At 49.9% G+C, this 19,784-nt stretch carries 22 protein-coding genes; 8 read left to right on the plus strand and 14 right to left on the minus strand.

The genetic code is table 11. The features are described from left to right. Positions 1–3: 3 nt before the first annotated feature. Positions 4–1,080 (minus strand): 3-isopropylmalate dehydrogenase, encoded by a 1,077-nt coding sequence (gene leuB, locus J7E85_RS15800; protein ID WP_215159285.1) that lies wholly within the window; start codon positions 1,078–1,080, stop codon positions 4–6. 290 nt (positions 1,081–1,370) lie between these two features. Between leuB and J7E85_RS15805 the strand changes: the two genes are divergently transcribed. Both J7E85_RS15805 and J7E85_RS15810 read left to right on the plus strand, forming a co-directional pair. After that, positions 1,371–1,583, plus strand: coding sequence for a hypothetical protein (locus tag J7E85_RS15805; protein ID WP_215159287.1), 213 nt, complete (start codon positions 1,371–1,373; stop codon positions 1,581–1,583). Positions 1,584–1,897: 314 nt separating this feature from the next. Then, a complete protein-coding gene (locus J7E85_RS15810; RefSeq protein WP_215159289.1) occupies positions 1,898–2,878 on the plus strand; it encodes an aldo/keto reductase in 981 nt (326 codons plus the stop codon). A 255-nt stretch (positions 2,879–3,133) separates the two neighbouring features. Here J7E85_RS15810 and J7E85_RS15815 read toward each other — a convergent pair whose 3' ends face one another. The 4 genes from J7E85_RS15815 to ilvB form a co-directional block, all read right to left on the minus strand. Next, positions 3,134–4,672 (minus strand): 2-isopropylmalate synthase, encoded by a 1,539-nt coding sequence (locus J7E85_RS15815; protein ID WP_076324538.1) that lies wholly within the window; start codon positions 4,670–4,672, stop codon positions 3,134–3,136. A gap of 168 nt (positions 4,673–4,840) precedes the next feature. Then, positions 4,841–5,833, minus strand: a complete 993-nt coding sequence (gene ilvC, locus J7E85_RS15820; protein ID WP_009589347.1) for a ketol-acid reductoisomerase — start codon at positions 5,831–5,833, stop codon at positions 4,841–4,843. Positions 5,834–5,998: 165 nt separating this feature from the next. Continuing rightward, positions 5,999–6,484, minus strand: a complete 486-nt coding sequence (gene ilvN, locus J7E85_RS15825) for an acetolactate synthase small subunit (RefSeq protein ID WP_215159295.1) — start codon at positions 6,482–6,484, stop codon at positions 5,999–6,001. Position 6,485: 1 nt separating this feature from the next. Then, a complete protein-coding gene (ilvB, locus tag J7E85_RS15830; RefSeq protein ID WP_215159297.1) occupies positions 6,486–8,228 on the minus strand; it encodes a biosynthetic-type acetolactate synthase large subunit in 1,743 nt (580 codons plus the stop codon). 598 nt (positions 8,229–8,826) lie between these two features. On the opposite strand from ilvB, the gene J7E85_RS15835 reads away from it, so the two are divergent. Further along, positions 8,827–9,276 (plus strand): GNAT family N-acetyltransferase, encoded by a 450-nt coding sequence (locus J7E85_RS15835; RefSeq protein ID WP_215159299.1) that lies wholly within the window; start codon positions 8,827–8,829, stop codon positions 9,274–9,276. Here J7E85_RS15835 and J7E85_RS15840 read toward each other — a convergent pair whose 3' ends face one another. The 6 genes from J7E85_RS15840 to J7E85_RS34580 all read right to left on the minus strand — a co-directional run bounded on the left by J7E85_RS15840 (position 9,277) and on the right by J7E85_RS34580 (position 12,881). Then, positions 9,277–9,612 carry a hypothetical protein gene (locus J7E85_RS15840; RefSeq protein WP_215159395.1) on the minus strand — a complete coding sequence of 112 codons (336 nt, stop codon included), beginning with the start codon at positions 9,610–9,612 and terminating at the stop codon, positions 9,277–9,279. Between the two features lie 204 nt (positions 9,613–9,816). Continuing rightward, positions 9,817–10,176 carry a 50S ribosomal protein L20 gene (gene rplT / locus J7E85_RS15845; RefSeq protein WP_006212255.1) on the minus strand — a complete coding sequence of 120 codons (360 nt, stop codon included), beginning with the start codon at positions 10,174–10,176 and terminating at the stop codon, positions 9,817–9,819. A gap of 30 nt (positions 10,177–10,206) precedes the next feature. Further along, entirely contained in the window at positions 10,207–10,407 is a 201-nt protein-coding gene (gene rpmI, locus J7E85_RS15850; protein WP_007127239.1) for a 50S ribosomal protein L35, read from the minus strand. 26 nt (positions 10,408–10,433) lie between these two features. Then, on the minus strand, positions 10,434–10,928 hold the full coding sequence (gene infC / locus J7E85_RS15855; RefSeq protein WP_114149316.1) for a translation initiation factor IF-3: 495 nt from the start codon (positions 10,926–10,928) through the stop codon (positions 10,434–10,436). Between the two features lie 278 nt (positions 10,929–11,206). Then, a complete protein-coding gene (locus J7E85_RS15860) occupies positions 11,207–12,445 on the minus strand; it encodes a glycosyltransferase family 2 protein (RefSeq protein ID WP_076324543.1) in 1,239 nt (412 codons plus the stop codon). A 304-nt stretch (positions 12,446–12,749) separates the two neighbouring features. Beyond that, on the minus strand, positions 12,750–12,881 hold the full coding sequence (locus J7E85_RS34580) for a hypothetical protein (protein ID WP_285228821.1): 132 nt from the start codon (positions 12,879–12,881) through the stop codon (positions 12,750–12,752). Between the two features lie 230 nt (positions 12,882–13,111). Between J7E85_RS34580 and J7E85_RS15865 the strand changes: the two genes are divergently transcribed. Further along, positions 13,112–14,239 carry an MGDG synthase family glycosyltransferase gene (locus J7E85_RS15865; protein WP_215159301.1) on the plus strand — a complete coding sequence of 376 codons (1,128 nt, stop codon included), beginning with the start codon at positions 13,112–13,114 and terminating at the stop codon, positions 14,237–14,239. 121 nt (positions 14,240–14,360) lie between these two features. On the opposite strand, the gene trmB is transcribed toward J7E85_RS15865, so the two are convergent. Beyond that, positions 14,361–15,071, minus strand: a complete 711-nt coding sequence (gene trmB, locus J7E85_RS15870) for a tRNA (guanosine(46)-N7)-methyltransferase TrmB (protein ID WP_215159303.1) — start codon at positions 15,069–15,071, stop codon at positions 14,361–14,363. Positions 15,072–15,262: 191 nt separating this feature from the next. Then, positions 15,263–15,445 (minus strand): hypothetical protein, encoded by a 183-nt coding sequence (locus J7E85_RS15875; protein ID WP_215159306.1) that lies wholly within the window; start codon positions 15,443–15,445, stop codon positions 15,263–15,265. A gap of 310 nt (positions 15,446–15,755) precedes the next feature. Between J7E85_RS15875 and mnmL the strand changes: the two genes are divergently transcribed. The 4 genes from mnmL to J7E85_RS15895 all read left to right on the plus strand — a co-directional run bounded on the left by mnmL (position 15,756) and on the right by J7E85_RS15895 (position 19,367). Continuing rightward, positions 15,756–16,709: a tRNA modification radical SAM protein MnmL/YtqA gene (gene mnmL / locus J7E85_RS15880; protein ID WP_098748584.1), complete on the plus strand. Its 954-nt coding sequence runs from the start codon at positions 15,756–15,758 to the stop codon at positions 16,707–16,709. Next, positions 16,709–17,299 carry a tRNA 5-(aminomethyl)-2-thiouridylate-methyltransferase MnmM gene (gene mnmM, locus J7E85_RS15885; RefSeq protein WP_215159308.1) on the plus strand — a complete coding sequence of 197 codons (591 nt, stop codon included), beginning with the start codon at positions 16,709–16,711 and terminating at the stop codon, positions 17,297–17,299. The genes mnmL and mnmM overlap by 1 nt, the downstream gene beginning before the upstream one ends. 73 nt (positions 17,300–17,372) lie before the next feature. After that, the gene (locus J7E85_RS15890) at positions 17,373–18,341 is read left to right on the plus strand and encodes a type I phosphomannose isomerase catalytic subunit (protein WP_215159309.1); all 969 of its coding nucleotides are present in this window, start codon (positions 17,373–17,375) and stop codon (positions 18,339–18,341) included. A 57-nt stretch (positions 18,342–18,398) separates the two neighbouring features. Further along, positions 18,399–19,367 (plus strand): alpha/beta fold hydrolase, encoded by a 969-nt coding sequence (locus J7E85_RS15895; protein ID WP_215159387.1) that lies wholly within the window; start codon positions 18,399–18,401, stop codon positions 19,365–19,367. A 192-nt stretch (positions 19,368–19,559) separates the two neighbouring features. Here J7E85_RS15895 and J7E85_RS15900 read toward each other — a convergent pair whose 3' ends face one another. Continuing rightward, positions 19,560–19,736 carry a hypothetical protein gene (locus J7E85_RS15900; protein WP_215159311.1) on the minus strand — a complete coding sequence of 59 codons (177 nt, stop codon included), beginning with the start codon at positions 19,734–19,736 and terminating at the stop codon, positions 19,560–19,562. Positions 19,737–19,784 lie beyond the last annotated feature (48 nt).

Genomic DNA, 19,784 nt, shown 5'->3' on the forward strand with positions numbered 1-19,784 from the left:
CTATTAACGGATAGCCGCGGCGATCAAATTGCCCATTTCAGTCGTGCTGAGCGCCTTGCCCTTATCCACAGCAATGTCTGCTGTCCGATGTCCGGCATCAAGCACCTCGGCAACTGCACGTTCAATTGCGTCTGCCGCATCCTCATAGCCGAAGGTGAGGCGGTACATCAGCGCTACGGAAAGAATCGTTGCGATTGGGTTTGCCAAGCCTTGACCGGCAATGTCCGGTGCCGAACCGTGTACCGGCTCGTACAGACCGAAAGCTCCTTCGCCCATGGATGCGGATGCCAGCATGCCGATGGAACCTGTCAGCATCGCTGCTTCATCGCTTAGAATGTCGCCGAACATGTTCTCGGTTACGATCACGTCAAAGCTGGACGGACGGCGCAGAAGCTGCATCGCGCAATTGTCTACCAGCACATGCTCCAGTTCCACATCCGGATATTCAGGAGCGATGCGGTTTACCGTTTCGCGCCACAAGCGGGACGTTTCCAGCACATTCGCTTTATCGACAGAAGCCAGCTTCTTCCGGCGCTTCTGTGCAATCTCGAAGGCTTGATGAACGATCCGCTCTACCTCCGCCGTGTTGTATACGCAGGTATCTACCGCTTCTTCCCCACCAGCACCTTCGCGTCTGAACTTCTCGCCGAAGTATATGCCTCCTGTCAGCTCACGAACGACCATCAAGTCGGTACCTTCCAGAACTTCAGGCTTCAATGTGGAAGCATCTTTCAAGCAATCGAAAATGACAGCCGGACGCAGGTTGGAGAACAGGCCAAGCTCTTTACGGATGCCAAGCAATCCGGTTTCCGGACGAAGCTCCTTCGAATTGTTGTCCCATTTCGGTCCGCCCACCGCACCCAGCAATACAGCATCAGCACTTTTACATACATTCAGCGTTTCTTCTGGCAGCGGCGTCCCTTTCTCGTCAATGGCAATGCCGCCAAACAGCGCATGTTCCGTCGTAAATGAATATCCGAACACCTCTTCGGTACGTTTAATGATCTTCTCTGCTTCCGCCACTACCTCAGGGCCGATGCCGTCTCCGGCAATTACCGCGATTTTTTTCGTTTCTGCCATTCTTCGTCACTCCTTATTTATATATACACTGGTCGTATTTAATCATCTAGTTACTGTTGTAACATACTTCCCCCTCGATTGACCAAGATATAGAAACTATGAACTTAATTCGTTTTGCCTATAAGTAGGGGAATGTGATCAGAGAGATGCGCTTTGGTGGCGGAGCGCTTTTGAGCTGGAGCTGCTTTCGGGGGAGTTCCTGGGGGGAAGTCCTGAGAGAAGGCTATGAGAGAAGGTCATGAGCGAAAGTCGTGAGCGAAAGTCGTGAGCGAAAGTCGTGAGCGAAAGTCGTGAGCGAAAGTCATGAGGAGAGGTTTCTGATGGCCGTTGCTTCGAGGTCAGGCCTGGTGTGGAGGCTCCGAGTACGTATCGTTCCTCCAATCGCTGTTGTCGCCGAATTTCTGGAGTGTATTTTAGGGGTTGAAATTCGGCTCCAAAGGCGACCGCTTCGCTTTTCCGGAATCGATTCGTCCTCTCCGCTGCTTCGAAGCCGAACGGATTAGCAGGCTCAATGGAGAAGAGCGAATCTCCCTGACCACAAGGGTTGTGGGAATTTGAAGAGCCGCCCTATGCATAAAGCATGGGGCGGCTCTTCAAGGTAACATCTTGTTGGGAGCTCTTTTACTCCTAGACTTTCTTTTTTCTGCTTGTCTGCTACTTGTTTCTTGCTCCTGCTGCTTGATTTGCTGCTTGTTTCTACTTCTTGCTTCTTTGAAATTAAGTTCTCCCACGTCATTAGTTACATTTTTCTGCCAATACGCTACAATAGGGGTGAATTTGTCTTATACCCTAAACGACCAAGGAGTGATCATTGATTATGCAGTACACTGCTCTAGGTAAATCCGGTATGAAAGTAAGTCGTTTGTGTCTGGGGACGATGAATTTCGGTCCTGCCACGGATGAAAAGGAAGCCTTCCGCATCATGGATGCAGCGCTTGACGCCGGCGTCAATTTCTTCGATACGGCCAATGTCTACGGCTGGGGCGAGAACTCCGGGCTGACTGAAACTATTATCGGACGCTGGTTTAATCAAGGCGGGGGCCGCCGCGAGAACGTCGTTTTGGCTACCAAATTCTACGGCTCCATGAGTGATCCTCTGGATGGCCCCAACAATGAAGCCGGACTATCAAGCTATAAACTGCGCCGTCATCTGGAAGCATCGTTAAAGCGTCTGCAGACAGATCATATCGAGTTGTACCAAATGCATCACGTGGATCCTTCTGTCACATGGGACGAGCTATGGGGGGCTTTTGAGGTTGCGGTTCATCAAGGAAAAATCGGGTATGTCGGATCCAGTAACTTTGCGGGCTGGCAGATTGCGGTTGCACAAGCCGTAGCTCAGAGCCGACACTTACTCGGCTTGGTTTCCGAGCAGCATAAATACAGTCTAACTTGCCGATTGCCGGAACTCGAAGTGCTTCCCGCTTCACAGAAGCTCGGACTCGGCGTTATTCCATGGAGTCCGCTGGACGGCGGGCTGCTGGGACGCAATGCGCTTAAGAAAATAGAAGGCACGCGCAGCGGAGGCAACGCGGAACGCGTGGAGAAGTATCGTTCGCAGTTGGAACAGTTCGCGGCACTCTGCCAGGAGCTGGGCGAACCGCAGGACAATGTCGCCCTTGCCTGGGTGCTTAAGAACCCCGCGGTTACGGGACCGATTATCGGGCCGCGCACGTTGGAGCAATTCGAAAGCTCTCTGGGCGCACTTGAGATTGAACTCGATGAATCCGTGATGAAGCGTCTGGATGAAATCTTCCCGGGTCCGGGCGGCGCCGCTCCGCAGGCCTACGCCTGGTAAGGTTCGGATTCCGCTTCGATGCCCAAATAAAACTCTGTCTTATCTCGTTGATCAGCTGCATCAAGCCGGTATCGGCGCACTGCTATGAGGCGTTAAGGCTCGGTGCAAGTGTTTTGATACCAGCATTACACGTCTGCCCAACAGTTTAATAAAACAATTAAAAGAGGAGCCGCTTCAACAGCGGCCCCTCTTTATCATGGTATGCTCCTTCATCGCTCACACTACAATCAGAGCTCCCATCACGCCAAGTATGGATTACAGTGTAGCGCGCTCGCGCTGGCTAAACGTTTTGCGTTTCTCGATCAGGACGTTAACCGCATCCACGTAAGCTCTTGCACTCGCCTCCAAAATGTCCGTGCTCAAGCCGCGGCCTTGTGCTGCCACGTCGTTCTGCGACAGCACCACATGCACCTCGCCTTGAGCATCCTTGCCATGCGTAACCGACTTGATGGAATAATCCGCAAGCGTAACCTCTTCTCCGGTCACCTTGTCGATCGCGTTATAGATCGCGTCCACGGAACCGTTGCCCTCGGCCTCTCCCTCAATCGTCTGCTCCGCAGTCGCAATACGAACCCGCGCCGTCGGCGTAGATTCATTGCCGTAAGCAACAAAGATTGTTTCCAGCTTGAACACTTCCGGCGTATCGATCAGTTTCTCTTCCAGCAGAGCCAGCAGATCCTCATCGGATACTTCCTTCTTCTTGTCGGCCAGCACTTTGAATTTGGCGAATGCATCATTCACCTGTTCTTCGCTCAGCTCATAACCCAGATCCAGCAGCTTCTCCCGGAAAGCATGGCGGCCGGAGTGTTTGCCTAACACCAGCTTGCTTTCTTTGAGCCCGATGGACTCCGGCGTCATAATTTCGTAGGTCGTCTTCTCTTTCAGCATGCCGTCCTGATGAATGCCCGATTCATGAGCGAATGCGTTCGCGCCGACAATCGCTTTGTTGCCCGGTACAACCATACCAGTCAGCTTGCTCACAAGGCGGCTCGTGCGGGCGATTTCCGTCAGTACCAGCCCCGTCTTCGCTCCGAAAAACTCGGAACGCGTCTCCAGCGCCATCGCAATTTCCTCAATCGCGGTGTTACCTGCACGTTCACCGATTCCGTTGATCGTTCCTTCGATCTGATCGGCCCCGTTCAGAATGGCGGCAAGGGTGTTCGCCGTCGCCATGCCCAGATCGTTATGGCAATGCGCGCTCAGCTGCACCTTCTCGATGTCCGGAACATTTTCCTTCAAGTATTTGAAGATGGCCCCGTACTCCGAAGGATTCAAATAACCCACGGTATCCGGAATGTTCACGACATTGGCTCCTTCGCGCACAGCCATGCCGACAACCTCAGCCATGAAATCCAGCTCCGTCCGGCCGGCATCCTCCAGGGAAAACTCCACTTTGGAAAAGTATTTCTTTGCATAACGGATCGAGGCCTGGGCCGTTTCCAGCACCTGCTGCTTCTCCATCCGCAGCTTAAACTTGCGGTGAATCGGGGAAGTGGCCAGGAATACATGAATGCATGGATCCTGTGCACCCTGAAGCGCTTCGCGAACCGCATCGATGTCACTCTCTCTGGAGCGTGACAATCCAATGACCGTGACGTCCTTAACCGCGCGTGCCACAGCGTTCACAGCAGCAAGGTCACCGGGTGACGCCGCTGGAAACCCTGCTTCCATGCGGTCGATTTTCAACTTTTCGAGTTGAAGGGCAATTTCCACCTTTTCCCGAGTGTTCAAATTCACGCCAGGAGATTGTTCTCCATCTCTCAGCGTTGTATCAAAGACATAAATCTTTCGCATGTCGGCACCTCCTTGAAGTTTATCGCTTGACGTAAACATCCGGCGGCAGGTTGACTTAATCCCCTGCCGCCGGCTGCTTAATCTAACGGGTCCCGTGCAGCAGCACCATCCATCTCATGCTGAACTGCTCTATACCCGGAAGAAATTCCTTATGAATTCTATATATTCTTATTTCTTGATCCAATGCATCATTTCACGAAGCTCGGCACCAACCACTTCAATCGGATGCTCGGACTCGTTGCGGCGGGTAGCGGTCAGGAACGCGCGTCCCGATTGGTTCTCAAGGATAAAGTCGCGAGCGAATTTACCTTGTTGAATATCGGAAAGGACTTCTTTCATTGCCTTCTTCGTATCTTCGGTTACCACACGCGGGCCTGTTACATAATCGCCGTACTCCGCCGTGTTGCTGATGGAGTCGCGCATGCTTGCAAGACCACCCTCATAAATCATGTCTACGATCAGTTTCAGTTCATGCAGACACTCGAAGTATGCCATTTCCGGTGCGTATCCAGCTTCAGTCAACGTTTCGAAACCGGCTTTAACCAATGCGGATACACCGCCGCATAATACGGCTTGCTCACCGAACAAGTCTGTTTCAGTTTCTTCGCGGAAGGAAGTTTCGATAACGCCTGCACGAGTACAACCAATACCTTTGGCATAAGCAAGACCGATCGCCTTAGCTTGTCCAGTTGCATCTTTCTCGATTGCGATCAATCCAGGTACGCCAAAGCCTTCAACATACGTACGACGAACCATGTGGCCCGGGGATTTAGGTGCAACCAGAAGGACGTCGTTGTCTTTAGGAGCTACGATTTGACCAAAATGAACGTTGAAACCGTGGGAGAACATCAGGGCCGCGCCTTTTTTCAGGTTTGGCTCGATATCGTTCTTGTACACCGCTGCTTGCGTTTCGTCCGGCATCAGGATTTGTACTACATCTGCACGGCTAACAGCTTCAGCTACAGGAAGTACTTCGAAACCATCGTTTTTCGCTTTGTCGAACGACTTGCCTTCACGAAGGCCAATGACAACCTGAAGTCCGCTGTCGCGCAGGTTTTGCGCTTGCGCATGACCTTGGCTTCCATAACCGATAACCGCGATCGTTTTGTCTTTCAACACGCTGAGTTCTGCATCTTGTTCATAATAAGTAGTAATTGCCATTTGTATAAGTCCTCCTTTGATTTTAAAGACCCTTCATGATGAGCGGGTATCTCAATAGACCGATCCCTTTTCCGATCTGCTGAGACACCCGCTCATGTCATGCAGGTGTCTAACGCTTATATTGCAATAACTTTGTCATCCGGATAAAAGAAAAACGTAAAATCATTACGCATTACCGCGAATCATCGCGGTAACCCCGGTACGGGAAAGCTCCTGGATGCCATACGGCTTAAGCAGCTCGATCATGGCATCGATTTTGACGGTATCGCCAACAACCTGAACCATCAGGTTGACTGTCCCGATATCCACGACGGATGCACGGAAAGTCTCGACAACGCCCATAATTTCCGGTCTGGCCGATGGCTCGGCTTTTACTTTAATCAGGGCGAGCTCTCGGGCTACCATCGGTTTCGAGCTCAGGTTGATGACTTTAATGACATCGATCAGCTTGTAAAGCTGCTTCTCCACCTGCTCCAGCGTCGTTTCATCACCGGTGGTTACGATAACCATCCGGGACAAACCGGATTCCTCCGACTGTCCCACGGTAATGCTCTCGATGTTAAAGCCCCTGCGCCCGAATAACCCCGATACGCGCTGCAGGACACCCGGCTGGTCATTCACTAGTACGGCAATGGTATGTTTTGTACTCATCTTACGCATCCCCCATCAGCATTTGATCGATTGTCGACCCTTGCGTCACCATCGGATACACGTTCTCGCCTTTCTCTACAACGAATTCAACGAGGACGGGTCCCGGTGTTTCCATCGCTTCGGCCCAAGCACGCTGTGCTTCTTCTTTCGTGGTGGCACGAAGTCCTTTGACACCGTAGGCTTCTGCCAGCTTGACAAAATCAGGGCTGCCTGCCAGATCGATGTGGCTGTAACGGTTATCGTAAATCAGCTCCTGCCATTGACGAACCATGCCGAGCACCTGGTTGTTGATAACAACGATTTTTACCGGAATGTTGTTGATGGCACAGATGGCAAGTTCTTGCGAACACATCTGCATGCCGCCATCCCCGTTGATCGAAATGACCAGGCGATCCGGATGCGCCATCTGGGCACCAATCGCGGACGGGAATCCGAAGCCCATCGTTCCGAGACCGCCGGAGGTGATCCAGGAACGCGGCTGGTTGAACTTGTAATACTGAGCGGACCACATTTGGTGCTGACCAACGTCAGTCGTTACAATCGCTTCACCCTTCGTGGTGTCGTTCAGCATTTCGATAACCCATTGCGGCTTCAGCACCGTATCTGAATCGACGTAACGGTATGGGTATTCAGCTTTCCATTTTCTAATCTGGTCTCTCCAAGCATCTGCTTTCGCTGCGTATGGAACGAGCGGATTCAGCATCTCAAACACGGTCTTCACGTCTCCGACAATCGGGATATCGGTTGGGACGTTCTTGCCGATTTCAGCTGGATCGATGTCGATATGAACAATCTTCGCATGTGGCGCGAATCCGTCGAGCTTACCTGTAACCCTGTCATCGAATCTTGCCCCGATGTTGATCAGCAGGTCCGACTGCTGAATACCATGGTTCGATGTGTAGGTTCCGTGCATGCCCGGCATTCCTGTCCACAAGTCATGACCACTCGGGAAAGCACCCAGACCGAGGAGCGTTGTCGTGATCGGAATCCCCGATTTGTTCACGAATTCGTACAACCCTTCATGAGCTCCGGAGTAAATCACCCCGCCGCCAGCAATGATCATCGGACGCTCGGCTTCCTCAATCGCGCGGGCCAGCTTATCCAACTGAAGTTTGTTTGGTACCGTTCGAGGATTATATCCTCTCAGTTGAATTCGTTCTTCCGGCTGGAACAGCGTTGTTGCCGCGGATACATCCTTCGGAATATCGATCAGCACCGGACCCTTGCGGCCGGTTGAAGCGATATGGAAGGCTTCGTGAATCACCCTTGGCAGATCATTTACATCTCTTACCAGATAGCTGTGTTTCGTAATCGGCATCGTGATGCCCGTAATGTCCGCTTCCTGGAAAGCGTCCGTACCGATCAGGGTTGTTGCAACGTTACCGGTTATAACAACGAGCGGAACGGAATCCATATAAGCTGTTGCGATACCGGTCACAAGGTTCGTTGCCCCCGGTCCTGAAGTCGCTATGCACACACCGACTTTGCCGCTTGCGCGAGCGTAACCGTCAGCCGCATGAATGGCGCCTTGTTCGTGACGGGTCAAGACGTGATTAAAGTCCTCAAAACCATACATGGCATCGTAGATGTACAGGACCGCTCCGCCCGGATACCCGAAGACGCATTCGACACCTTCGAGCAGAAGGCTCCGAAGCAAGATTTCCGATCCGGTAATCACTTCAGGCTTCAACCATTTCTCTCGTAATTGTTCTGTAGACCGCACTTCTGGAGTTTGCGCGCTCATCAGTCATCCTCCTCTCAAATATTGGCACTCTTCATTCAAGCAACAAAAAAACCTTCCGTCGCCACACCCGAAGTATCTCCGTGTGAGGGACGAAAGGTTTAGCTTCCGTGGTACCACCCATGTTTGCCCTACACTTCGCAGTGTAAAGCCTCAGCAGGTATGAAGAACATAATGAACACAGCTCTTCAATATCTGCAGTCCGTAACGTGGACTAAGACGATTCCCCCTAATAAACGCTGTTACGACTTAATGCGATAAAGTCATAGCGTAGCATCTTTCAGGGAAACAGCTCCGAGGTGAGCTCGTATAAAAGGGGTTTTGGTGGTGGTTTCAGCTGATCCATCCACTCTCTGAGCAAAAGAGCCCTTTAAACTTCGTCCTCATCATTGCCGATTGGATATATTCGTTAAAATGTTTAGAAACATTATATGATTCATTCATTCCAGAAGTCAACACATTTATTTTACTTCCGATGAAAGGTTTTCATTCACAACTGGAGCAATCCCTTCGTTTCCTTAATGCAAAACACGCTCTTAAACCCTGCTACATATGATAAATGGAGCTATCCTTAATCGCGGTGAAGGGAGGAAACAACACGATGATCCGCTATCGAAAACCGGAGCAAGATGATCCGATGATTCTACAACTCATTGAGTCCCAACTCGTCCCGCTTTCCCATATGACAAAAAAAGAGCTGGACGTCATCCGTAAGGATATTCCCTCTCGATTACGACGCGGCGTGACCCTTGTTGCTTCGCCTCAGGATAACGATAAAATCATTGCCTTTGTCCATTTCATGTTGCACGGCGAACTGCTGTATATCGATATGCTGGCCGTCGCATCCACCGCACAGCGAAAACGGTGGGGTGTCCGATTGATGGAATATGCCGAACGTTTCGCTGTATCCCGCGGATGCAAACGTGCCAAAGTTATGGTGGATATTGGCAACCATACCGGCCTAAACTTTTACCGAAAGCTTGGCTACACGGTAGCCAGAATCATCGAGCCCAGTCGATGTTATGAACTGGAAAAGAGTTGGTTCCTCTAATTACCAGAAGAAGCCTGGCCCAAAGCCCGCTCCGAAGCCTGGTCCGCCAAAACCCGGTCCAAATCCGCCGAAGCCCCCTGGGTAGCCTCCCGGATATCCACCGAACCCGCCACCATATGCATAGGGTGCTGTACCAATGGCAAGAAGATCAAACAATGCGAGCGGAAGAATCGCCTTGGTTTTCACCTTTTTCCCTTTGGTTGCCGGTTCTACAAAAAGGCGGTTGCCGGAGACGCGTACCAGCTTGCCTGTCACCATCGTCCCGTCCTTCTTATACGCTACGATCTGTTTGCCCACATATGATTTCACTTTTGCCTTGCTGACAGGCTTGTGCATAAGATCCCTCCTCAGGTAATATATATTTCAATCTATTCCGGAAGGAGTTCCCTTGCTTGTTTTATGGCCCTTACGATGGTTAAAGATAGGTAAAAAAGCTTCTCATCCCCTCATTCAGCGCTTACGATTCCTATGTATGACGGACAGGAGCACAAAATAAAAAAACCGCCGTAATATTGCGGCGGTTTCTTCATACACGTATAATTAAGCGTTCACTTTTTCTTTAGCTACAGTAGCCAAAGAATTGAACGCGTTCAGATCATTAACAGCCAAATCAGCCAGCATTTTACGGTTAATGTCCACGCCAGCAAGCTTCAGACCATGCATCAATTTGCTGTAAGACAGACCATTTTGACGAGCAGCCGCGTTGATACGAACGATCCATAATTTACGGAAATTACGTTTCGTATTGCGACGATCCCGGTATGCATAAACGAGGGATTTCATGACCTGCTCGTTAGCTGTTTTAAAAATGCGGTGTTTGGAACCGAAATAACCTTTCGCAAGCTTCAATACTTTTTTATGTCGACGACGAACGACAAATCCGCCTTTAACTCGTGCCATATCAAAAGACCTCCCAATAATTGTTGTTTACTATTTCAAGTTAGCCAGACCTTGCTTCAAACGTTTAACATCTCCAGGCGCCATAACTGGGCTATTGGACAATACGCGCTTCGCACGCTTGGATTTGTGGGAAAGCAAGTGGTTTTTGTAAGCTTTATAACGTTTAACTTTACCAGTACCAGTAATTTTGAAGCGGCCTTTCAGGCTGCTATGTGTTTTCATTTTAGGCATTGTAGTACTTCCTCCTCTAATTTCTCTTAGGCTTTTGGAGCCAAAATCATAATCATGCTGCGGCCTTCCAATTTCGGTTGACGTTCAATGACGCAGAGATCCGCCACTTCCACCTTCACGCGCTCCAAAATCTTCTGACCAATGCTAGCATGGGTGATTTCACGACCACGGAAACGCACAGAGCATTTCACTTTATCGCCGTCTTTCAAAAACTTAACGACATTGCGAAGCTTGGTTTGATAATCATGCTCCTCAATGTTGGCTCGGAACCATACTTCTTTGATATCCACAATTTTCTGGTTCTTACGTGCTTCCTTCTCTTTCTTCTGCTGCTCATAGCGGAATTTACCGTAGTCCATGATGCGGCATACTGGCGGTTTCGCCTGAGGGGCCACGTTCACCAGATCCAGATTGAGATCAATTGCCATTTGCAGTGCTTCACGAATCGGCTTGATCCCGATTTGTTCACCTTCGGCACCAACCAAACGTACTTCCTTGGCCCGAATCTCGTCATTGATCATATGTTCCTTACTGATAGTCCTCCACCTCCAAATTACTTGTTGTTCCTGTTTGCAAAAAAAATAAAGGGATGACGGGTTAATCACCGACATCCCTATTTGATACTCATCTCACAAATGAAGTTGAATCCATTCATTGATTTCGTGATCAAACCAGCCAACACATGTCGGTCAGGTGAGAAGCGGTGCTTCTGCTTGCAATCAGATATTCTGTTTAACAGACTAGGATAGTATAACAGGTCATCCTATCTTCTGTCAACATAGATGGAATAAAAATTGGATTAGCCTTGTTTGCTTTGAACTTCTTCAAGTCGCACAACCCGGGTATGCTCTGTATGGCTCCACTGCTTGTTGTTCTGTGTGAAGAACGCATATACCGTGATAGGATACCACGACAGCAGGTAAATCGGGAACAGCACCAGATACAAGTACACCTTCTTGTACTTCACCTTCTCCAGAATCATTGCGATCATGAACGTGAACACATTCGCCGCGATCGCCGTAAAGCTCAGCCACAGCGGTAAGTAACCGTATAGATTCGCGATATTCGGACCATCGAAGAATGAGGTGTCAACCCAGATGATGGCCGTCAACAAGAAAGTCAACAGCACAATGTAAACATTGACCCCGTACAATGCCAAGTCCAGCTTCACGAGGCTGCGTTCTTTAATGGCACGCCACAGCAGCGGGAAGAAATAACGGCGGGCAACCGTAAAGTGACCCTGCATCCAGCGCAGACGTTGTCTGGCCGAAGCCTTAAACGTAAGCGGCTTTTCGTCAAATACCTTAGCGTCATAGTTGAACTTCGGATACACACCGCGCATAACGCTGCGCATCGTGAACTCCAAATCCTCGACCAGACTGGTTGCGCCCCAGCCGATCTCCTTCAAGAGATTGGTCTCAAAGCACATTCCCGTACCGCCGAGAAAGTTCGCCATGTTCAGATTGCTGCGGGAAAGCTGCCACAAGCGGTTGATATACCAGTAAGACACCCCATAAGAGGCAGTGATCCAGGAATCCTCAGGGTTCTTGGTATCGATATATCCCTGGATAACTCTTGCTCCAGAGCAAAGATCATTGTTCATTTCGTTCAGGAAATTCGGATCTGCCAGATTATCCGCGTCAAACATGACGACCGCATCATACTGGCGCGGCATTGCCCAGAGCTCTTTCAGCATCCATTCGATGGCATAACCCTTGCCTCGAAGATTCTGATTCGTACGCACGCATGCGTTCATCCCGTGGGCACGGACGATCTCTGCTGTACGATCTGTACAATTGTCGCAAATGACAAATACGTCGTACAGATGTTTCGGATAATCAAGCTGTTTCAGGTTCTCCATTAATGCACCGACAACCTGTTCTTCGTTGTGCGCAGCAACTAACACTGCAAATGATTTATTGGGTTTAAAATGTTGTTTCTTTTTTCTTTTGACCAGACCAAACAAAGAGAATACGAACTGGTACACACCCACCGCGGCCAAGAATAGTTGGAGCGCGATAAAGATGGCGTCTGTCATGATTCTCCGTTACCCCCTTTTTATAACCCGAGAATGTTTGTTATTTTTTTCTCTCTAAGTTTTTCGCTTTTTTTGTTGTTGCTATGACCCTGTGACTTGTGTCTGTTCTTCTAGTAGCCTCGGTGCCGCGGGGCAACTTCGCACGTCATACACGATTTTCCACACTTTTGAATCTTTTGTCAAAACCGTGGAATGCTCTAATTTACGGAAAAACTTCGTAAAAGAGCTCAGCTTGCAATCCAGTTTGCCAGCAAGCTTCGTTTCAAACGGCTTTAGTTCTTATTTTCATCCGTTTCCTTACTTTTTATTTCTCTTGGCTGCCCATTTTTTCTTTTTCGACTTGTCCGCCAATAAATAAACGCAACAAACACCCAAAAAGTTTTCGTTTTTTACATGCTCTTTCTCTAATAAACTTTTTGATGTCCGTTTGAATCATTGTAGCGGCATCTCCTACTCAAGTCAAAAGACCACGGACCCTGATTTTCTACAAAATGCGCGTCGCTGACTAACTCCTTAAGTAGCAAGGCGCCAGCGAGAATCTTGCCGAATAAAGCTTACGTTTCCGGGACCAAAGTCCCCTAAACGCAAGTGGGGAATGGTTGATTTCTTTTCCCAAAGTCGATATGTTAAAGTTAAAGAATAACGCTGCAGAACGGGTGAATAGTAGTGGCTAAAAAAAGAGTCTTGCTGTTATCTGAAGGGTTCGGTGCAGGCCATACACAGGCCGCTCATGCACTCTCCAGCAGCCTGCGCCAGTTATCGCCTAGCGTACAGACCAAAGTTCTCGAGCTCGGGAGCTTCTTGAACCCTAAAATCGCTCCACTGATCATTTCGGCCTACAGAAAGACAATCACAACTCGCCCGAGATTGGTCGGGTACATGTACCGCCATCAAAAGTCCTTTAACCGCTTTACGGCTTTAGCACTTCACCGAATGTTCTATACAAGCACCAAAAATGTGGTCAGACAGCTCAAACCCGACATCATTGTGTGTACCCACTTCATACCAAGTGCGGTTATCTCGCGTTTGAAGCGGCTGGGCATTGATGTGCCTCTGTGTACCGTTATAACCGATTATGATGCTCACGATACATGGATTAGTCCCGAAGTCGACCGATATTTCGTGTCCACGCCGGAAGTGAAGCGAAAGCTGCTCAATCGCGGGGTGTCCCAAGCCAAAATTCAGGTCACCGGCATTCCAATCCATCCCGACTTCTGGACGCATCCGAGCAAGAAGGAAATCAGAGAACGGTTTAATCTGTCCGATATGCCCACCGTGCTTGTGATGGGCGGAGGCTGGGGCATCATGAACGACGAAGTTGTGCATGAATTCCTAACCAGATGGCGCGAAGAAGTCCAGATTATATTTTGCCTCGGCAATAACGACAAGGGACGCGAGGAGCTGGGGAACAACCCTCGGTTCCAGCATCCGAACATCCGGATTTTGGGCTTTACGCGCGAGATCGACAAGCTCATGGAGGTGTCGGATCTGCTCGTTACGAAGCCTGGCGGCATGACATGTACCGAGGGCCTGGCCAAAGGAATCCCGATGCTGTTCCATCAGCCACTTCCGGGGCAGGAAGAAGAGAACTGCCAGTACTTCACGGCGCAGGGATTGGGTGAGCCTATCCACTCGCTCGAGGTTATTGGCAACTGGATGAACAAACTGCTTCATCAATATGACGTAATCCAACAGCAACGGGCGCAAAATTTGCGAGACATCGGACGCTTCCATCCGATGCAAAGCGCACGCAGCATCATCGACATGCTGGAAAACGAAAAGGTGTACTCCTAAAAAGGGAGCACACCTTTTTTACGCCGTTGTCTGTAAACATATCATCGCCATTGATAGATTTCCTAACTATTATAATAGTTGCAAACGCTATCATAGGAAAGACTCTACGTAAAGGCATTATTTACCGGTATTTTTCAAGGCGATTCTTTTGGTAGGAAGCAAGTGCTTCCTTGCCGACAATGGCCTCGCAGCGATGAATCTGCATACCTTGACCGAAGAATTTCGTCTCGTATTCTGTCATGACATGCTCTTCGTTCAGCCCGTCGCGATGCAGATCCAGCGAAATATTCGTCATTTGCAAGCCATAATCAGCAAATGCATTCAGAGAGAACTCAAACAGCGTGACCGAATCGGTCTTGAAATGAATTTCCCCGCGCTCGTTCAGGATCTGGGAATACTTGTCCAGAAAACGCGGATGCGTCAACCGACGGCGGGCATGCTTGGATTTTGGCCACGGATCGCTGAAGTTCAAATATAAACGTTCGATCTCGCCGGGTTCAAAAACCTGCTCGACGTTCTCGATATTAAACAGTGCCAGCTTCAAATTCGGCGGCGTATCGATACCGTCCTGAGCCCAAGCATTGCGCCCCTTCTCGCTAGCGCGGCGAATCAGCTCGTCGTACATGTCCACTCCGATAAAATTCACATTCTGATGCTTGTAACTCATCTGGCTTATGAATTGACCTTTGCCCATGCCGAATTCGACATGGATCGGAAGGTCATTGCCAAATAATGAAGCCCATTTCCCTCTATATTGACCGGGGTCCAAAACGACCAGGTCTTCCTGCTGCTCCAGATTTTCCCGTATACCTTTTCTTCCGCGTAAACGCATGTCATACCTCCGAAACTTTCCAAGTAAATTAGAATGATATCCCCATACTGCATTTTATTGTGACGAAGTTAATCGCAAAAGTAAAGAGTCCCATAGAAAAAGGAACCCATGCTTTGCTTAACGCAAAGGCTTTAGGTTCCTCTTTCTTATATTTGGAATTGGGGTTCCGCGATAGTTAAACTGTGAATAGTCTACCTTTCTTCCGACGTAAAATTAAACGCCTTCTCAAAGGCAGCCCGAATCTTGCGACGTGCCGAAGCCTTCACATCCTGGTTGGAGTTAAACTCCACGCCGGTAAGGGCTAAAGCTTCGTTCGGGGTAAGCTCCACAGCGATTTTGTCTTTACTGTCATTCTTTACTGTCGATGAATTCATTCGTAATCACCTCACGGTATTATTGTATCCATGACGTCACACAAATATGAATCCTATCCGATATATACCCATGCCAAAATTGCTTGAATCATATTTTTATTTTTCTACTTTAAATATACCAATTATATGCAATTCATTCAAGTAACAACATCTTAATTAGGCTTGAAGACCTGTATATAACGCAAAGCTTTATTTTTTGTTACAATGGACATATCTGCTTTAGTAAAAGGTAAGTAAAAACATGTATACTTTGAGGCAGCACAGTTATACCTGTCTCTATTCATCATATGCGGCTATAAAAGGAGCACACATGAGTACATCACTTAGACCCGCCCCAACGTTATGGGGCGACAAACGATTTCATACATGGAATTACGAGATGCGCAGCGAGTTCCAGGAAAAAGTATTCAAGGTTATGCTGGATGCGGGCTTTACATGTCCGAACCGCGACGGCACGATTGCCAAGGGCGGGTGCACCTTCTGCAGCGCCCGCGGCTCCGGTGATTTTGCCGGACGACGGCGGGATGATCTTGTTACCCAGTTCAACACCATCCGTGACCGGCAGCACCAGAAATGGCCGAGCGCCAAATACATCGGTTATTTCCAAGCCTATACCAATACGTATGCTCCGGTCGAAGAGCTTCGGGAATACTATGAAGTCATTCTGCAGCAGCCGGGTGTTGTCGGTTTATCGATCGCTACTCGCCCTGATTGCCTGCCTGACGACGTCGTGGAATACTTGGCGGAGCTGAATGAGCGAACCTATCTCTGGGTGGAAATGGGCCTGCAAACGATCCATGATTCCACCTCTGAGCTCATCAACCGGGCCCATGATACCGAATGTTATCTGGAAGCGGTCGAAAAGCTGCGCAAGCATAACATTCGTGTCTGCACACACATCATTTATGGCCTTCCGCAAGAGGACCATGACATGATGCTCGCCACCGGCCGAGCGGTCTCCAAGATGGATGTGCAGGGAATCAAGATCCACCTGCTGCACCTCATGCGCAAGACGCCGATGGTGAAGCAATATGAGGCTGGGCTGCTGCGGTTCCTGGAGCAGGATGAATACATCAGCCTTATCGCAGACAGTCTGGAGCTCTTGCCTCCGGAGATGATTGTTCATCGTCTGACCGGAGACGCTCCCCGGGATCTCTTGATCGGGCCGACGTGGAGTCTCAAAAAGTGGGAAGTGCTTAACGGCATTGACGCCGAGCTCAAACGCCGGGATACATGGCAGGGTAAATTGTGGGGGGGATCCTGATGGGCTTCCTCTCGGTTTTGAGTTTTGCCCACAAACTCGTGTCCGAAAGGCTGCGGCCTGGAGACATTGCGCTGGATGCGACGGCCGGAACCGGGGCCGATACGCTGTATCTAGCCAAATGCATAGGATCCAAGGGCAAGGTGTACGCTTTTGATATTCAGGAACAAGCACTGCAGCTGACTCGTGATAGGCTGGATAAGGAACCGCCAGGCACCCTTGCAGAGATCACCCTTCACCACCAGAGCCATGCGCTTATAGGAGAATGCGTTCCTGAGCGTGAGCATGGCCGTATAGGTGCGATCATGTTCAATCTAGGTTACCTTCCGGTAAATTCATCAGATAAACGGATCATGACGGAAACCGCCAGCACGCTAACGGCTCTGGAGGCTGCCATCGAGCTGCTTCGCCCCGGCGGCATTATCACCATCGTGCTGTATCCAGGCCACAAGGGCGGCGATGCCGAAGCAGGCGCCGTGCAGGCCTGGGCGGCGGAATTACCCCAGCACAAAGTGCAAACGATATTATATCGAGGTCTTCAGCGTTCCGAAGCGCCATATCTCATTGCACTGGAACGGAAGAAGCCGATATGATATAAGTTCTAGGAGAGGTACCGCACTTACATCCATAGAATATTCCAAACATGATGAAAGGTAGATGATTACAATGACAAAACCATATCCATTGTTGTTCCAACCCGAATTTAAAGAACGTGTGTGGGGTGGTCGTGCCCTGGAGCAATTCGGCTTGGATATTCCGGAAGGACATATTGGAGAAGGCTGGATGATCGCCGACCATCCGAACGGTACGACCCGCATTGTGAACGGTGAACTTGCCGGCCGCGGCCTGGATCAGGTTCGTGAGCAATTTGGACGGGAGTGGTTTGGCAGCAAAGGATTCTCCGAAGTTAACGGACGTTTCCCTCTGCTGATCAAGCTGCTTGACTGTAATGACAACCTCTCCGTTCAGGTCCATCCAACCGATGACTACGAGGGGCTTCCGAAAGGCGAGCTGGGCAAGACTGAAATGTGGTATGTGCTGGATGCGAAGCCGGACGCCAAAATCATATACGGTCTGAAAGAAGGCGTTAGCCGCGAAACTTTGAAAGAAGCTATGGAAAGCGGCAAGGTTATGGACCAGTTGCAAGAAGTGTCCGTAAAAGCCGGAGATACATTCTACATACCTGCCGGTACGGTACATGCGCTGTGTGCGGGCGTTGTAGTAGCGGAAATTCAGCAAAATTCGGATACAACCTACAGGATTTTCGATTATAATCGACCAGGCCTTGACGGTAAGCCGCGTGAGCTTCATATTGAAGACTCCTTGAACGTGACGGCCTATGAAGGATCGGGCGCAACCACCATGAGCACGGAAGGAACCGCGCCTGGAGAATGGCTTGAGCTTGCCAAATCTCCCTATTTTGTAGTCGAAAAAGGCGTTGTTAACGGTGCCTGGTCCTTGTCCACTTCCGCGGAAAGCTTCACAATCGTGGTGGTATGCGATGGTCAAGGAACCCTCAGCTGGGATAACGGCTCCATTGATTACACGTCCGGACAATGCTTCCTGCTGCCAGCTAACCTCGGTGCATATACACTGGATGGGCAATCTACGGTTCTTCGTTCATATCTTCCTTAAACAGGGTATAAATAATTGAGATAAACCATTCGTTTTTGTGGAGGTGTTAAGCCTGTGATGCAAACCGACACGTTTACGATGCTGAATGCGCAGGGCATGTATGTTTTTGTATATCAATGGCTGCCGGAGCCGGTCCATCCCATTCGTGCCATCGTGCAAATTGCGCATGGCATGTGCGAAACCGGCAAGCGATACGAGGAGCTTGCCGAGTTGCTGACAGGATACGGCTACGCCGTGTACTGCAACGACCATCGGGGTCATGGACAAACGTCGGGTCTTACGCTTCTCGGCGATCCCGGGGAAAACGGATTCGAAGGGATGATTGAAGACCAGCTGCTTCTTGCTTCCGAGCTCAAGAAGCGCCATGCCGGTGTTCCACATTATTTGATGGGGCACAGCATGGGCTCCTTTTTGACGCAAAAGATCATGTGTTCGAACGGTGAATTATTCGACGGATTCATACTGTCAGGCACCAATGGTCCGCAGGGACTGCTGACGTTCGGTATGAGCTTGGCAGCTGCACAAATGCGCTTGCAAGGAGACACCCACCGAAGTCTGATGCTGAACGCCATGGTGTTCGGCCCTTACAACAAAGGTTTCGGCCCTATTCGCACGCCGTTCGATTGGCTATCCCGGGATGAAGCGGAAGTCGATAAGTATATCAACGACCCCTACTGCGGCAAGGTATGCAGCGCTCGTTTCTTCCGTGATTTCTTTAAGCTGCTGTCCCAGATCCATAAACCTCAATGGATGGAATGCCTTCTAAAGGATAAGCCGGTTTATATTTTCTCGGGCGAGGATGATCCGGTCGGACACCGCGGTAAAGGCGTGCGGCGGTTGATCGAATTGTACCGGAAACATGGCATTCAGGATCTTGAATACCGTTTGTATCCCGGTGGCCGCCACGAGATGCTGCATGAAATCAACCGGGATGAAGTAGCGGCACATGTTCTCGACTGGCTCGAACGGCACACATCGGGATCGCATGGGTCAGAGACACCGCAAGAGTCGGAACGGGTTATGTAAAAGAATGATGCAGGACGAATTAAAAAGGGGGCGTCTCAAGGTCAATTGACCTGGGACGCCCCCTTTGTCTGTTTTTTTATAACGCTGCGCGTACGAAGCATTCTTTCCAATCGCTGGTGCCCCCAATTAATCTGGCGAGCTCCGTCAAGTAAGTTGCACTACTTATGGGACAGGACAGGACAGCCCAATCCCTTACTCTTCCTCGTTCGGCGTGCGGTCGATGATCAGCTGTGTGACCTCGGTGTACTCGCCATGCTTCACTTCATCCTCTGTTGCCTCTTCGCGCAGATCGTCATTGGTTTCCATACCCGGTGCGACGGTGGGCTCGTCGTGCGTATCGTGTTCTTGCCCCTTCTGTTTCCCGTTCATAAACATCCCCTCCTCATCGGTTGATGCGATTAGAATACCGATACCAAG

It is taken from the genome of Paenibacillus sp. ISL-20, assembly GCF_018613005.1.
Lineage (GTDB): Bacteria > Bacillota > Bacilli > Paenibacillales > Paenibacillaceae > Paenibacillus_AQ.

Coding starts and splice junctions, on each gene's coding strand:
- leuB (WP_215159285.1), bottom strand. CDS start 1,080: ATGGCAGAAACGAAAAAAATCGCGGTAATTGCCGGAGACGGCATCGGC.
- J7E85_RS15810 (WP_215159289.1), top strand. CDS start 1,898: ATGCAGTACACTGCTCTAGGTAAATCCGGTATGAAAGTAAGTCGTTTG.
- J7E85_RS15815 (WP_076324538.1), bottom strand. CDS start 4,672: ATGCGAAAGATTTATGTCTTTGATACAACGCTGAGAGATGGAGAACAA.
- ilvC (WP_009589347.1), bottom strand. CDS start 5,833: ATGGCAATTACTACTTATTATGAACAAGATGCAGAACTCAGCGTGTTG.
- ilvN (WP_215159295.1), bottom strand. CDS start 6,484: ATGAGTACAAAACATACCATTGCCGTACTAGTGAATGACCAGCCGGGT.
- ilvB (WP_215159297.1), bottom strand. CDS start 8,228: ATGAGCGCGCAAACTCCAGAAGTGCGGTCTACAGAACAATTACGAGAG.
- J7E85_RS15835 (WP_215159299.1), top strand. CDS start 8,827: ATGATCCGCTATCGAAAACCGGAGCAAGATGATCCGATGATTCTACAA.
- J7E85_RS15840 (WP_215159395.1), bottom strand. CDS start 9,612: ATGCACAAGCCTGTCAGCAAGGCAAAAGTGAAATCATATGTGGGCAAA.
- rplT (WP_006212255.1), bottom strand. CDS start 10,176: ATGGCACGAGTTAAAGGCGGATTTGTCGTTCGTCGTCGACATAAAAAA.
- rpmI (WP_007127239.1), bottom strand. CDS start 10,407: ATGCCTAAAATGAAAACACATAGCAGCCTGAAAGGCCGCTTCAAAATT.
- infC (WP_114149316.1), bottom strand. CDS start 10,928: ATGATCAATGACGAGATTCGGGCCAAGGAAGTACGTTTGGTTGGTGCC.
- J7E85_RS15860 (WP_076324543.1), bottom strand. CDS start 12,445: ATGACAGACGCCATCTTTATCGCGCTCCAACTATTCTTGGCCGCGGTG.
- J7E85_RS34580 (WP_285228821.1), bottom strand. CDS start 12,881: ATGATTCAAACGGACATCAAAAAGTTTATTAGAGAAAGAGCATGTAAA.
- trmB (WP_215159303.1), bottom strand. CDS start 15,071: ATGCGTTTACGCGGAAGAAAAGGTATACGGGAAAATCTGGAGCAGCAG.
- J7E85_RS15875 (WP_215159306.1), bottom strand. CDS start 15,445: ATGAATTCATCGACAGTAAAGAATGACAGTAAAGACAAAATCGCTGTG.
- mnmL (WP_098748584.1), top strand. CDS start 15,756: ATGAGTACATCACTTAGACCCGCCCCAACGTTATGGGGCGACAAACGA.
- mnmM (WP_215159308.1), top strand. CDS start 16,709: ATGGGCTTCCTCTCGGTTTTGAGTTTTGCCCACAAACTCGTGTCCGAA.
- J7E85_RS15890 (WP_215159309.1), top strand. CDS start 17,373: ATGACAAAACCATATCCATTGTTGTTCCAACCCGAATTTAAAGAACGT.
- J7E85_RS15895 (WP_215159387.1), top strand. CDS start 18,399: ATGCAAACCGACACGTTTACGATGCTGAATGCGCAGGGCATGTATGTT.
- J7E85_RS15900 (WP_215159311.1), bottom strand. CDS start 19,736: ATGAACGGGAAACAGAAGGGGCAAGAACACGATACGCACGACGAGCCC.